Source organism: Pseudomonas sp. SM4 (assembly GCF_051913165.1).
Taxonomy (GTDB): domain Bacteria; phylum Pseudomonadota; class Gammaproteobacteria; order Pseudomonadales; family Pseudomonadaceae; genus Aquipseudomonas.
In genome coordinates, this window is record NZ_JBODOE010000006.1 from 347796 (window position 1) to 361475 (window position 13680).

The following is a 13680-nucleotide window of genomic DNA, read 5'->3' on the forward strand; positions in this document are numbered from 1 at the left end:
GCAATGAACGATCAACACTGGGGCCCATCCATCAGTGCAGACATCGTGGTCATCGGCGGCGGTACGGCCGGCATCGGTTTCGTCGCCAGCCTGCTCAAGCGTGATCCGCACCTGAACATCACGGTCATCGAACCAAGCGCCCACCATTACTACCAACCGGCGTGGACGCTGGTCGGCGGCGGCGCCTACGACGTGAAAGATACCGCAAGACCGATGGCCAAAGTGATGCCGCGTCAGGTCAACTGGCTGCAAGCCGCCGTCACCGGCATTGATCCCGACAAACGCCAACTCACCCTCAACGATCAACGCTCGGTCAGCTACCAGAACCTGATCGTCTGCCCCGGCCTGCGCCTGGCCTGGGAGAAAATCGAGGGCTTGCAGGAAAGCCTCGGTCAGCACGGCGTCACCTCCAACTACAGCTACCAGCACGCGCAATACACCTGGGATCAGGTGCAGAAACTGCGCGGCGGCAAAGCGCTGTTCACTCAGCCGGCCATGCCGATCAAATGCGCCGGGGCGCCGCAAAAAGCCCTGTACCTGTCCTGCGATCACTGGCTCAAAAGCGGCGTACTGAACAACCTCAACGTCGAATTCAATCTCGCCGGCGCCGCGCTGTTCGGCGTGGCGACGTTCGTCCCGCCACTGATGAAGTACATCGAAAAGTACCACGCACAACTGGCCTTCAACTCGAACCTGGTCAAGGTCGATGGCCCGGCAAAAACCGCTTGGTTCGAGATCAAGGACGCCGAGGGCAACGTCACCCGCGAGGCGAAAACCTTCGATTTGCTCCACGTTGTGCCGCCGCAGGTTTCGCCGGATTTCATCGCACAAAGTCCGTTGGCCGACGCCGCCGGCTGGTGCGAAGTCAATCAGCACAGCTTGCAGCATCCGCGTTATCCCGAAGTGTTCGCCCTCGGCGATGTCTGCGGCACCAGCAACGCGAAAACCGCGGCGGCGGTGCGCAAGCAAGTCGTGGTGGTGGCGGAAAACCTCTTGGCCCTGCGCAAGCAACAACCGTTGCCGCTGAAGTACGACGGTTACGGTTCCTGCCCGCTGACGGTGGAGAAGGGCAAAGTGATCCTCGCCGAGTTCGGTTATGCCGGTAAGTTGCTGCCGACCTTTCCACTGGACCCGACCGTGGCGCGGCGTTCGGCGTGGTTGCTCAAGGCAACCTTGCTGCCGTGGTTCTACTGGAACGGCATGCTCAAGGGCCGTGAGTGGCTGACACGTGTGTCCAAGGTCGACTGAGAAAACCCTATGTTGCTGGCAAGTCTGTTTGGCGTGGTGATGGGGTTGGTCCTCGGCTTGACCGGGGCCGGTGGCGGCATTCTCGCGGTGCCGGCGTTGGTGCTGGGGCTTGGCTGGACGATGACGCAAGCGGCGCCGGTGGCCTTGTTTGCCGTCGGCAGTGCGGCGGCGGTTGGCGCTATCGACGGCTTGCGTCATGGCCTGGTGCGCTATCGCGCGGCACTGTTGATTGCGGCGTTGGGTGCGGTGTTTTCGCCGTTGGGGATCTACTTCGCGCATCAGTTGCCGGAGAAGATCCTGATGATTCTGTTCAGCCTGCTGATGGTCATGGTGGCCTGGCGCATGCTGCGCCGCGAGCGCCAGCAGCAAGGGCCGAGCGATCACGGTCACGCCAGTTGGGGCCAGAAGAACTGCATGCTCAATGAAGAAACCGGGCGCTTTGACTGGACGGCCAAATGCACCGCGACCCTCGCCGCATTGGGCGCGATCACCGGAGTGGTTTCCGGATTGCTCGGGGTCGGCGGCGGGTTTTTGATTGTGCCGGCGTTCAAGCAACTGACCGATGTACAGATGCGCGGGATTGTCGCGACATCGTTGATGGTGATCAGCCTGATTTCGGCGATCGGGGTGATCGGCTCGTTTCACGCCGGTGTGCGGATTGACGGGCAGGGCGCGGCGTTTATCGTCGCCAGCGTTGTTGGCATGATCATCGGGCGCAAGCTGTGTGCACGAGTGCCGGCGCGGGCGTTACAGGTGGGGTTTGCCAGTGTGTGTCTGGTGGTGGCGGGGTATATGTTGTTGCGGGCTTGAGTATTTGAAGATTAAAAGATCGCAGCCTCGTTTCACTCGACAGCTCCTACATGGAATGCGATTTCTGTAGGAGCTGCCGAAGGCTGCGATCTTTCAGGTTGTTACAACACCAAGTGCGGCAGCCACAGGGAAATGGCGGGAATGTAGGTGACCAGCATCAACACCAGAAACAGCACCGCGTAAAACGGCAGCAGCGCCTTTACCGTGCTCTCGATACTGACCTTGCCCACCGCCGAACCGACAAACAGCACCGCGCCCACCGGCGGCGTTATCAGCCCGATCCCCAGGTTCACCAGCATGATCATGCCGAACTGCACCGGATCGACACCGATGCCGAGAATCACCGGCATCAGGATTGGCGTGAGGATCAGGATCAGCGGCGCCATGTCCATCACCGTGCCGAGCAACAGCAGCATGACGTTGATGCACATCAGGATCACGTAGCGGTTGTCCGACAGGGTCAGGAACAGCGTGGTGATTTTCGCCGGGATCTGCATCAGGGTCATGATGTAGCCGAAGCTCGCGGCGAAACCGATCAGGATCATCACGATCGAAATCGTCCGTACCGTGCGGTGCATCAGCTTCGGCAGTTCGCTCCACTTGTAGTCGCGGTAGATGAACATGGTCACGAAGAACGCCCAGAGCACGGCAATCGCTGCCGACTCGGTCGCGGTAAAGATCCCCGAGAGAATCCCGCCGAGGATGATCACCATCGCCATCAGCCCCCACAGCGCTTCGCCGCAGATTTTCAGGGCTTCACGCAGCGGAATCACTTCGCCTTTCGGGTAGTCGCGTTTGCGCGCGAAGATCAGGCACAGCACCATCAGGCACGCGCTCATCAACAGGCCCGGAACCACGCCGGCCATGAACAGCGAGGCGATGGACACGGTGCCGCCGGCCGCCAGCGAATAGAGCACCGAGTTGTGGCTCGGCGGTGTCAGCAAGGCTTGCACCGAACCGCTGACGGTCACGGCGGTGGAGAAGTCGCGCGGATAGCCTTTGCGTTCCATCTCCGGGATCAGCACCGAACCCACCGACGCGGTGTCGGCCACCGACGAGCCGGAGATCGCACCGAAAAACGTCGAGGCCATGATGTTGACCAGCGACAGGCCGCCACGCACGAAACCCACCAGCACGCCGGCAAACGCCACCAGCCGCCGCGACATGCCGCCCTCGGCCATGATCGCCCCGGCCAGCACGAAGAACGGAATCGCCAGCAGCGAGAATTTGTTCACCCCGCCCGCGACCTGAATCATCAAGGCCTGAAACGGAATGTCGATCCACCACGCGCCAATCAGCGCCGACAGCCCGAGGGCGTAGGCGACGGGCATGCCCATCAGGATCAAAGCGATAAAACTGCCCAGCAGAATCAATGCGTCCATCAGGCAGCCCCTTCGCTTTCTTCAACCAGATCGAACCGCACAACCCGACGGTTGCTCTGGTCGCCAAACAACAGTTTTTCCAGAACGAACACCAGCGTCAGCGCGCCACCCACCGGGATCGGCATGTAGGTGATGCCCACGCGCAAGGTTGGCAGGGCGCTCATGAACTGGTTCCAGGTCGAGGCGCACAGCTTGGCGCCCCAAATGGTCATGAACAGGCAGATCGTCGCCATCAATAGCTGCGAAACGATGCTCATGGTTCGGCGCAGGTTCGGTGGCAAACGGTCGGTGACCATCGCCACGGCCATGTGTGCACCGGCGCGATAACTGGCGGCGGCGCCGAGGAAGGTGAAGACCATCATCAGCAGGATCGCGGTCGGCTCCGGCCAGCTCGAACCGGTGCCGAGGGCGTAACGGGCGAACACGCCCCAGGGAATGATCAGGGCGATGGCGAGTACGGACAGGCCGGCGATCCAGATACAGGTCATGTAGAGAACATCGTTGAGGCGCAGCAGCGAATTCTTCATCGGGTTCCACCGTAACCGGGCAGCCGCTAACGTCGGTTGACGCCAGCGCTGCCGGGCCTTTCATTGAGGGCTGGGAGGGTTACTGCACCGCTTCGATACGCTTGATCAGATCGGCGTAAGGCGCGCCGTATTTCTCGCGAACCGAGGCGGTGGCCTCGTAGAAGGGTTTCTTGTCGACGGTGATGAATTCGACGCCGGCAGCCTTGAGTTTTTCTTCGCTGCTGGCGGATTTCGCATCCCACAGCGCGCGCTCTTCAAGTTGCGCAGCCTTGGCGGCCTTCTTCACCAGGGTCTGCTGGTCGGGGGTGAGTTTTTCCCAGGTGATTTTTGACATCACGATCGGCTCGGGCAGGATCAAGTGCCCGGTCAGGCTGTAGAACTTGGCGTTCTGGAAGTGGTTGTGTTCAAGCAGGGTCGGCGGGTTGTTTTCCGCGCCGTCGATGACGCCGGTTTGCAAGGCGCTGAAGATTTCACCGGTGTCCATGGCAATGCCGTTACCGCCCATGGCGTTGATGGTTTCGATGAACATCGGGTTGCCTTGTACGCGGATTTTCATGCCCTTGAGGTCTTCGAGTTTGCGCACCGGTTTCTTGGTGTAGATGTTGCGCGTGCCGCCGTCCATCCAGGCCAGGGCCACCAGACCGAATTCGGAATTGGTGATGCGGTCGAGAATCGCATCGCCGACTTCGCCATCGATGACCGCGCGCATGTGTGCCTGGTCGCGGAAGATGAATGGCATGTTGAACACGTTCACATCTGGCACCACCGGGCCGACGATGCCGAGGCTGACGCGGGTCATCTGGATCGCGCCGACCTGCGCCTGTTCGATGACTTCTTTTTCCGAGCCGAGCACACCGCCCGGGAAGTACTTGAAGGTGAGGTCGCCGTTGGTTTCCTTGGTCAGGGCTTTGCCCATGCTTTCTTCAGCAACCACGGTCGGATAACCGGCGGGGTGAATGTCGGCGAACTTGATTTCCAGCGCCTGGGCGGCGTTGGCGAGGGAGAAGGCGAGCGGTAAAGCGACGGCGAGCAAGGTGCGTTTGAAGTACATGGGGGTCAGTCTCCAGTCTTGTTATTTTTCTGTTCAAGGCGCAGCGGTGCAGGTGTTACAGGGAATCGTCAAACACGGGTTCGTGAAGGCCTTTGACCCCGGGGTTGAAGGCGAATACGCCGCCGGCCAGGGATTGCGGATCGTGGTCATCGCCGGGGCGAATCGAGGTGACGAAAAGGGTGTCCATCCGGCTGCCGCCGAAGGCACACATGGTCGGTTTTTTCACCGGCACGGCCAGCGAGAAGTCGAGCCGGCCATCCGGCGCGAAACGGTGGATGAGGCCGGCGTCGTTGGCGCAGATCCAGTAGAAACCTTCAGCGTCCACGGCGGCGCCATCGGGGCGGCCGGGGAAGTGGTTCATGTCGACGAAGACGCGGCGGTTAGACGGTGTGCCGGTATCGGTGTCGTAATCGAACGCCCAGATCAATTGCACGTCGGGATGCGAATCGGACAGGTACAGGGTTTTGCCGTCCGGGCTGAAACCGAGGCCGTTGGGCACAATGAAGCCGTCGAGTTGCGCCTCGATCACGCCAGACGCTCCGGCGCCGTAGCGATAGAGCCGGCCGTCGGCAGCGTTCAAACCCATGTTCAACACCATGCTGCCGGCCCAGAAACGGCCCTGACGATCGCAGCGACCATCGTTGAGGCGCATGTCTTTGCGGCCGTGCTCGACGCTGGCGAGTCGCTCACTGTCGAGGCTGCCGTCGCTGTGCGGCTGTAGATGAAAGAAGCCACTTTCCATGCCGGCGACCCAGCCGCCACGGCTGTGGCGAGCGATGCAGGCGAGCATCTCCGGGGTTTTCCAGGCGTGGACATGGCCGCTGTCGGCGCTCCAGCGTTGCAACCCGCCGTTGGCAATATCGACCCAGTACAGCGCGTTTTCCTGCGGCACCCACACCGGGCTTTCGCCCACGGCATTGCGGGCATCGACGATCAGTTCGGCTTGCATACTCATTCCTTTGTGTCGTTTCGCAGCGATCAGTCGCCGAACGGGCCCGCAGCGACAAACGCGCCGCCCTGATAGATCCGCGCCGGATCATCGGCGGCGGGCAGCGGCTGCGCCTCGACCTTTTCGCGGAACACTTCGGAGCTGTCCTTCGCTTCAAAACCGAGGTGGCTGGCGAAGCGGTTGTCCCACCACACGTCCTTGTTGTCGGACATGCCGTAGACCACGGTGTGGCCGACGTTGGGCGTGTACAGCGAGTGTTCGAGCAATTGCGTGAGGTCGTCGAAGCTCAGCCAGGTGTGCATCATTCGACGGTTTTGCGGCTCGGGGAACGAAGAGCCGATGCGAATGCTGACGGTCTCGATGCCGTAGCGATCGAAGTAGAAACTGGCCATGTCCTCGCCGTAGGACTTCGACAAGCCGTAGTAGCCGTCAGGGCGCCGGGCGGAGCTGGCGTCGAGCGGCTCGTCCTGTTTGTAGAAACCGATGACGTGATTGGAGCTGGCGAAGATCACCCGCTTCACGCCATGCCGACGCGCCGCTTCATAGATGTGGAAGACGCCGCAGATGTTGGCGCCGAGGATTTCTTCGAACGGCCGCTCAACAGAGACGCCGCCGAAATGCAGAATCGCGTCGACGCCTTCGACCAGTTGATGCACGGCGTGTTTGTCGGCCAGATCGCAGAGGACGATTTCTTCACGGTCATCGATGGCCGGGGTGAGGGCGGCAATGTCGGAAAGACGCAGGACATTGGCATAAGGGCGCAGGCGTTCGCGCAGAACTTTGCCCAGGCCACCGGCCGCGCCGGTCAGCAGCAGACGGTTGAACGGGGCGCGGGGAACAGAGGTAGACGTCATGGCAATCCCTTACACGTTTGTTATTAGGTTTGTTGTAGGTTGTCGTATGACTGCGCTGAAGTATCGGTAGGATTTCCGGAACTTGTCAACGCGACTTTCGGTGTAAATGACGGAAGGCCAATTGATCTTCCTTCAGCACAATTCCCTCCTTGCAATGCGGTTCCCCTGTGGGAGCGAGCCTGTTTTCGAAACCGGTGTTTCGATCAACATCAATGTTGAATCTGCCGCCGCCATCGCTGGCAAGCCAGCTCCCACAGAGTTTTGTGGTGGCCACGGACATCGAAAATAACTTCGATACCTGTGGGAGCTGGCTTGCCAGCGATGGGGCCGGTGCGGCAACTTTTGCATCGACTGACAGGACGCCTTCGCGAGTAGGCTCGCGCCCACAGAGTAAGAAGAGATCTGCCTACAACAACGAAATCGGATAACTGATAAAGACCCGGTTTTCATCAAACTCGTTGGTGCTGAAATCCCGACGGATCGTCGCGTTGCGCCATTTCACGTTGAGGTTTTTCAGCGGCCCGCTCTGCACGGTGTACGCCAATTCAGACTCACGCCCCCATTCCTTGCCGTCGGTAATGGTCCCGGTGTGCACGTTATCGCCGCTGATGTAACGGTTCATCATGGTCAACCCGGGGACGCCGAGGGCGACGAAGTTGTAGTCGTGGCGCAACTGCCAGGAGCGTTCCTTGGCGTTGTCATAACTGGCGTTGTAACTGTCGTTGGCCAGGGTGCCGCCGCTGGTGCCGTTGACCCGCATCCAGGCGTCGTCGCCGCTGAGTTTCTGCAGGCCGACGTAGAAGGTGTTGCCGCCGTATTTGGCCGAGAGCATGGCGAACGCGGTCTTGTTGTCGAGGTCGCCGGCCTGGGCGCTGCCGTCTTCTTTACCGGTGAAGAATCCGAGGTTGGCGCCCAGCGTCCAGTCGCCCAGCGGCTGGCTATGGCTGAGGTTGAAATACTGCTGCTGATAGATGTCGCTGAGTTCGGCGTACCACACGCCGACCAGGGTGCGCTTGTCGTTGAAGGTGTATTCGCCGCCGCCGAAGTTGAAGCGATCCGAGGTGAATGCACCGCGGCCGTTCATCGACATGTCTTCCATGCTCGCGTCGTTGCGTGGGCTGTTGCCGCGGAACTGGCCGCCGTAAACGGACAGGCCGTTGATTTCGGTGGAGGTGATCTGGCCGCCGCGAAAGGTCTGCGGCAGGGAGCGGCCATCGTCGGATCGCAGGATCGGCAGCACCGGCATCCACTCGCCGACTTTCAATTCTGTCTTCGATACCTTGGCTTTCAGCGCCACGCCCATGCGCCCGAAATTGTCGGCCGGGCGCCCGTCATCGTGAATCGGCAGCAGTTGAGTGCCGCCCGTACCCTTGCCGCCGTCGAGTTTCTGCGAGTACATGCCGAGGATGTCCAGACCGAAACCGACGGTGCCTTGGGTGAAGCCGGATTTCGCGTCGAGGATGAAGTTCTGCGTCCACTCTTCAGCCTTGCCTTGCGGGTTGGCCGGGTTGACGAAGTTGCGATTGAAATAGGCGTTGCGCAGGTTCAGCGTGGCTTTGCTGTCTTCAAGAAAACCTTCAGCCTCGGCGCTCATTGGCAGGGCGAGGGCGAGGCTGCTGCAGCCGATCAGGCCAAGGGTGGAACGCGGGCGAAGTGTGGAAAAGCGCGAAGGGCGGACGGAATTGCAGACGAGTGTGCTCACTGTGACGCTCCCTGTTACGTTTGTTGTTTTTATTATTCGTCATACGTCGTCGTACAACGCTGGTGCGGATATTTCCTACGTTTCCCGGGAATGTCAACCCTCGGTTGTACGATAACCCTGTAGGAGCTGCGGCACGCTGCGATCTTTTGATCTGGCTTTTTTAAAATCAAAAGATCGCAGCCACGTTTCACTCGACAGCTCCTACAGGGATTTGTGTTGTCCATGGGATGTGTGTTGCCAGTGAAATTGCGGCAAACTTCACTCACCTTCCGCACAAGGCCTTTCAATGGATCAATACGCCCCGCGCCACTGGCAGCCGCACGAGAAGCCCAGTCTGCCCGGTTCTCCCTCGACGCCGTTGCACTCCAACCCCAAGCGCCTGGCCTATGCGCTGGTCGGTGTGCTGGTGGCGGTGACCGGTGGTTTGGGCAACTCGCTGGTGGTCGCCAACCTGCCGTATCTGCAGGGCGCCCTCGGCGCGACCACCGCCGAAATGGCCTGGCTGCCGGCCGCGTACGTGATGACCAACGTGTCGATGAACCTGCTGCTGGTGAAGTTTCGTCAGCAGTTCGGTTTGCGCGCGTTCACCGAAGTGTTCCTGGTGCTGTATGCGCTGGTGACCTTCGGCCACTTGTTCGTCAACGACCTCAATTCGGCGGTGGCGGTACGTGCGGCGCACGGCATGGTCGGTGCTGCCCTCAGCTCTCTGGGCCTGTATTACATGGTCCAGGCGTTCCCGGCGAAGTGGCGGATGAAGGCGCTGGTGCTCGGTCTCGGCACCTCGCAATTGGCCTTGCCGCTGGCGCGACTGTTCTCCGAAGACTTGCTGCAAATCGCCGAATGGCGCGGCTTGTATTTGTTCGAATTGGGCATGGCGCTGCTGTCATTGGGCTGCGTATTGATGCTCAAGCTGCCGCCGGGCGACCGCTTTAAAACCTTCGAAAAACTCGACTTTCTCACCTTCGCCATCCTCGCTAGCGGCGTGGCGTTGTTGTGCGCGGTGTTGTCGCTGGGGCGCATCGATTGGTGGCTGGAGGCCGACTGGATCGGCGTCGCGCTGGCGTCGTCCATCGTGCTGATTCTCGCCGGCCTGGCCATCGAACATAATCGCAGCAACCCGATGCTGATGACCCGTTGGCTTGGCAGCGGGACGATGATCCGTCTGGCGCTGGCGGTGACCCTGATTCGTATGGTCACCTCGGAGCAGTCCACCGGGGCGGTCGGATTCATGCAGAACCTCAACATGGGCTATGAGCAGTTGCACAGCCTGTACGTGGTGATGCTGATCGGCAGCGTCGCGGGGTTGTTGACCAGCGCGCTGACGATCGACCCCAAGCATCTGCTGATGCCGTTGATCATCTCGCTGGGTCTGATGGCCACCGGGGCGGTGATGGACAGTTTTTCCAACAACCTGACCCGCCCGGAAAACCTCTATTTCAGCCAATTTCTGTTGGCCTTCGGCAGCACGTTTTTCCTCGGCCCGACCATGGTGCTCGGCACACGCAACGTGCTGACCAATCCGCGCAACCTGGTGAGTTTTTCCGTGCTGTTCGGGATCTGCAATAACCTCGGCGGTCTACTTGGCGCGGCGCTTCTGGGCACCTTCCAGATCGTCCGCGAGAAGTTTCATTCCAGTCACATCGTTGAGCACCTGACGCTGTCTGACCCTTTGGTGGCGGCGCGCGTGCAAAGCGGCGGCTCGGCGTATGGCCCGTTGCTGGCCGACCCGAGCCTGCGCAACCTTGCGGGTATTCGCAGTCTGTCCAACGCCGCGACCCGCGAGGCCAACGTCTTGGCCTATAACGATGTGTTCATGCTGATCGCCGTAATTGCGGTGCTGACCATGATCTGGCTGTCCATTCGCGCGCTGTGGCTGATGAGTACCACCAAAGCCGTCGCCCCTGCGCCATCCACCCCTTCGAGCGGTGCCATTTCTTCATGACCGAACCGACCACCACAACCACCAATGCCATTGCCGCCACGCCTGAAGGTGTGGCGCCGCCGTCATCGCCGAACACCGAGCCGCGCTCGCTGCGGGTTCGGGTCATCTCTTCAATGGGCTTTGCCGCGATTGCCATCGTGGGCGTGTTGATCGTGCTCTATGCCTGGCAATTGCCGCCGTTCAGCAGCGCGGTCGAGACCACCGAAAATGCGTTGATTCGCGGGCAGGTGACGATCATCGGCCCGCAGCTCGCCGGTTATGTTTTCGAAGTGCCGGTGCAGGATTTCCAGTACGTGAAGGCCGGCGATTTGCTGGTGCGCCTCGACGACCGTATCTATCAGCAACGCCTCGACCAGTCGCTGGCGCAACTGGCGGTGCAGAAAGCCGCATTGGCCAACGTCGTGCAGCAACGCAACAGCGCCGAAGCAACCATCAAGTTGCGTCAAGCGGTGCAGGCTGACAGCGAAGCACAGTTGCGCAAAAGCGAGGCGGATCTGCGCCGCAACAAAGAGTTGGTGCGCGACGGTTCGGTGTCCAAGCGTGAGATGGACGTGGCGTTGGCGGCCAATGCGCAAAGCGTTGCAGCCGTCGCGCAGGCCAAGGCCAATCTGGAAATCGCTCGCCAGGATCTGCAAACGGTGATCGTCAATCGCGGCTCGCTGGAAGCGGCGGTGGCCAGCGCCGAAGCGGCGGTGCAACTGGCGCGAATCGACCTGTCGAACACGCGCATCGTCGCGCCACGTGACGGCCAGCTCGGGCAGATCGGCGTGCGCCTCGGCGCTTACGTCAACTCCGGGGCGCAGTTGATGGCGTTGGTGCCGAACCAGAAATGGGTGATCGCCAACATGAAGGAAACCCAGATGGACAACGTGCGGGTCGGGCAACCGGTGCGCTTCACCGTGGATGCGTTGAACCACCGTAAATTCACCGGGCACGTGCAGCATATTTCGCCGGGGACGGGGTCGGAATTTGCTCTGTTGCAGGCGGATAACGCCACGGGCAACTTTGTGAAGATTGCCCAGCGGGTGCCGGTGCGGATTACGATTGATGCGGATCAACAGGAAGAGGAACGCTTGCGGCCGGGGATGTCGGTGGTGGTCAGCATCGACACTGCAGCGGGTGACACGCAGCACCATTAAGATCAAAAGATCGCAGCCTTCGGCAGCTCCTACATGGATAATCTGTAGGAGCTGCCGAAGGCTGCGATCTTTTGATTTTCAGGTTGTGATCATCGGGGGCAGGGTGCCGAGCAGTGAGACGGCGGCGACGGCGCCAATCCCGAGCAACCATTCAAGCATCACGCTGCGTCGCAGGGTGCCCATTCGCTGTTCACAATCTTCCATGCGCAAACGGTTGAACAGCGCCAGACCGAGCATGGCCACAACCAGCAGCGCCTTGATCAACAGAATCAACGCAAATCCATTGAACAACGGTGTCGGCCACCACTGACCGGTCAGCACGCGCACGTTGATCAGCCCGGTGATCAGCAGTCCCGCGACCAACGTATAACCCACGCCACTGAAGCGCCGCAGAACCACCGGCACAGGTTCCGTTGGCTGACGCAAAATCATCACCAGCAACAACAACCCGCCCAACCACGCGGCCACACAGGTCAGATGAACGATCTGGTTGAGAATCAGCAGTTGCCCGCTCAAACCATCGAGCATCGCCCCATGCCCGACCGGGGCCAGCGTCACCAACAGCAAGCCACTCAAACCCAACCGCAGCGGCATGCTTGAGCGCCACGGCGTAAACAGCAATGCCAACAGCGCGGCGTTGATCAGCAGGTGCCAGCGCCACACCTGACCAAAAAACGTATTGCCCAGCACCAACGCAACCGTGTCTGGATCGAACGCGGCAGCAGCAGAGCCAGCCATACTCGCGGTAATCAACAGCGCCCAGGCAATCCCGCTGACCAGTGCAATCGCGGTCAGCCAGCGCGCCAATCGCGCCAGGTGCCGGTCCACTTGCAGCGCTTCATCCTTGAGCAGCAACGGCCTGAACAGCCAGGCCCCAAACAGCATCAACACCACGATGAAATGCACAAAGCGGCACAGCACCAGCGCTTCACCCATGAATTACTGGCCCACCTTGAACTGGTAGGCGCCTTCGCTTTTGTGCGTGTCGACCGAGACCGCGTGCCATTCGACTTTGTATTCGCCGGCGGTCAGCGGCGCGGCCGGGGTGACGATCAGGGTTTTCTTGTCGCCTTCGGTGGTCAGCGCTTTGACAGCGACCGGCGCGCCATCCTTCGTCACGGTGACTTTGGTGAAACTGGCTTCGACGCCTTCGGAGAAGGTCAGGCGCAAATCGGCTGGAGCAGCGACGGTGCTGTCGGCGGCCGGGGTCTGGCTTTTCAGGTGGGCGTGGGCAAATACCGAAGATGCGGCGAACAGCGAGGCGAGCAGGGCAGTGGTGGTCATGACGTTCTTGAACAGCATCGCAGATACCTCTGGGGCAGGATCGAAAAATGTCAGTTTAGCCATCCGCTCGCGGCGATACGAAGTTTTGTTTGCAGCGGTCGCCCGCGCACCAGAGCGGATGCTAGTCTTGGGCAACGTTGTTGTCAGGGAGCCCACATGGGCAATCACAAGATCGAGATTCGTCGCAGTAACGTCGAAAAAATCCTCTTGGCGGCGGAAAAAGTCTTCGCCGAAAAAGGTTTCGGCAGCACCGCCATGGCTGACATCGCCGCCGAAGTGCAACTGCCGCGTTCCAACCTGCATTACTACTTCTCAACCAAAAGCGAGCTGTACAGCGCGGTGCTGTTCGACCTGCTGGAAGTGTGGAAACAGGACGCGCTGTGCTTCGAGATGTTCGATGACCCGCGCGTGGTGCTCAGCAGTTACATCCGCGCCAAGATGAACCACTCGCGCAGCCGGCCGTATGGCTCGAAGGTCTGGGCCAACGAAATCATCCACGGCGCGCCGACGCTGGGCGAGGCGCTGGATGTCAGCCTGTATGACTGGGCGAAGATGAAGGAGGCGAAGATTCGGCAGTGGGTTGAGGACAAGCGGATTCTGCCGGTGGAGCCTTCGAGCCTGCTGTACATGATCTGGGCGTCGACGCAGCATTACGCCGATTTTGATCATCAGGTGAATATCCTCAACGAGCATCAGCCGCTGTCGGACATGCAGTTCGAGCGGGCGGTACAGACGGTCACCAGTGTGATATTGCGCGGGATCGGCCTGGAACCCTAAGTCAAAAGATCGCAG

Annotated in this window: 13 protein-coding genes; 5 read left to right on the forward strand and 8 right to left on the reverse strand. The window is 60.5% G+C overall.

The features are described from left to right. Positions 1 to 3: 3 nt before the first annotated feature. Both ACQ4MY_RS14110 and ACQ4MY_RS14115 read left to right on the forward strand, forming a co-directional pair. On the forward strand, positions 4 to 1248 hold the full coding sequence (locus tag ACQ4MY_RS14110) for an FAD-dependent oxidoreductase (RefSeq protein WP_440095549.1): 1245 nt from the start codon (positions 4 to 6) through the stop codon (positions 1246 to 1248). 9 nt (positions 1249 to 1257) lie between these two features. Beyond that, complete coding sequence (locus tag ACQ4MY_RS14115) at positions 1258 to 2058, forward strand: sulfite exporter TauE/SafE family protein (protein ID WP_008086964.1); 801 nt, start codon at positions 1258 to 1260, stop codon at positions 2056 to 2058. Between the two features lie 101 nt (positions 2059 to 2159). Here ACQ4MY_RS14115 and ACQ4MY_RS14120 read toward each other — a convergent pair whose 3' ends face one another. The 6 genes from ACQ4MY_RS14120 to ACQ4MY_RS14145 all read right to left on the reverse strand — a co-directional run bounded on the left by ACQ4MY_RS14120 (position 2160) and on the right by ACQ4MY_RS14145 (position 8523). Then, positions 2160 to 3440: a TRAP transporter large permease gene (locus ACQ4MY_RS14120; protein ID WP_008087212.1), complete on the reverse strand. Its 1281-nt coding sequence runs from the start codon at positions 3438 to 3440 to the stop codon at positions 2160 to 2162. Continuing rightward, positions 3440 to 3967 carry a TRAP transporter small permease gene (locus ACQ4MY_RS14125; RefSeq protein ID WP_008087213.1) on the reverse strand — a complete coding sequence of 176 codons (528 nt, stop codon included), beginning with the start codon at positions 3965 to 3967 and terminating at the stop codon, positions 3440 to 3442. The genes ACQ4MY_RS14120 and ACQ4MY_RS14125 overlap by 1 nt, the downstream gene beginning before the upstream one ends. A 79-nt stretch (positions 3968 to 4046) precedes the next feature. Continuing rightward, positions 4047 to 5018, reverse strand: a complete 972-nt coding sequence (locus tag ACQ4MY_RS14130) for a TRAP transporter substrate-binding protein (RefSeq protein WP_008087215.1) — start codon at positions 5016 to 5018, stop codon at positions 4047 to 4049. A 55-nt stretch (positions 5019 to 5073) separates the two neighbouring features. After that, positions 5074 to 5967, reverse strand: a complete 894-nt coding sequence (locus ACQ4MY_RS14135; protein ID WP_440095550.1) for an SMP-30/gluconolactonase/LRE family protein — start codon at positions 5965 to 5967, stop codon at positions 5074 to 5076. Between the two features lie 29 nt (positions 5968 to 5996). Next, positions 5997 to 6821, reverse strand: coding sequence for an NAD-dependent epimerase/dehydratase family protein (locus ACQ4MY_RS14140; protein WP_008087221.1), 825 nt, complete (start codon positions 6819 to 6821; stop codon positions 5997 to 5999). A gap of 406 nt (positions 6822 to 7227) precedes the next feature. After that, positions 7228 to 8523, reverse strand: coding sequence for an OprD family porin (locus ACQ4MY_RS14145; RefSeq protein WP_158830811.1), 1296 nt, complete (start codon positions 8521 to 8523; stop codon positions 7228 to 7230). 286 nt (positions 8524 to 8809) lie between these two features. Here ACQ4MY_RS14145 and ACQ4MY_RS14150 point away from each other — a divergent pair, with 286 nt between their 5' ends. Next, entirely contained in the window at positions 8810 to 10465 is a 1656-nt protein-coding gene (locus ACQ4MY_RS14150; protein ID WP_440095551.1) for an MFS transporter, read from the forward strand. Continuing rightward, positions 10462 to 11604, forward strand: coding sequence for an HlyD family secretion protein (locus ACQ4MY_RS14155; protein WP_008081934.1), 1143 nt, complete (start codon positions 10462 to 10464; stop codon positions 11602 to 11604). The genes ACQ4MY_RS14150 and ACQ4MY_RS14155 overlap by 4 nt, the downstream gene beginning before the upstream one ends. A gap of 78 nt (positions 11605 to 11682) precedes the next feature. On the opposite strand, the gene copD is transcribed toward ACQ4MY_RS14155, so the two are convergent. Next, positions 11683 to 12540: a copper homeostasis membrane protein CopD gene (gene copD, locus ACQ4MY_RS14160; protein ID WP_440095553.1), complete on the reverse strand. Its 858-nt coding sequence runs from the start codon at positions 12538 to 12540 to the stop codon at positions 11683 to 11685. Between the two features lie 3 nt (positions 12541 to 12543). Next, positions 12544 to 12906, reverse strand: coding sequence for a copper homeostasis periplasmic binding protein CopC (gene copC, locus ACQ4MY_RS14165; protein WP_236431818.1), 363 nt, complete (start codon positions 12904 to 12906; stop codon positions 12544 to 12546). 138 nt (positions 12907 to 13044) lie between these two features. On the opposite strand from copC, the gene ACQ4MY_RS14170 reads away from it, so the two are divergent. Then, the gene (locus tag ACQ4MY_RS14170) at positions 13045 to 13665 is read left to right on the forward strand and encodes a TetR/AcrR family transcriptional regulator (RefSeq protein ID WP_008081940.1); all 621 of its coding nucleotides are present in this window, start codon (positions 13045 to 13047) and stop codon (positions 13663 to 13665) included. Positions 13666 to 13680: the final 15 nt, after the last annotated feature.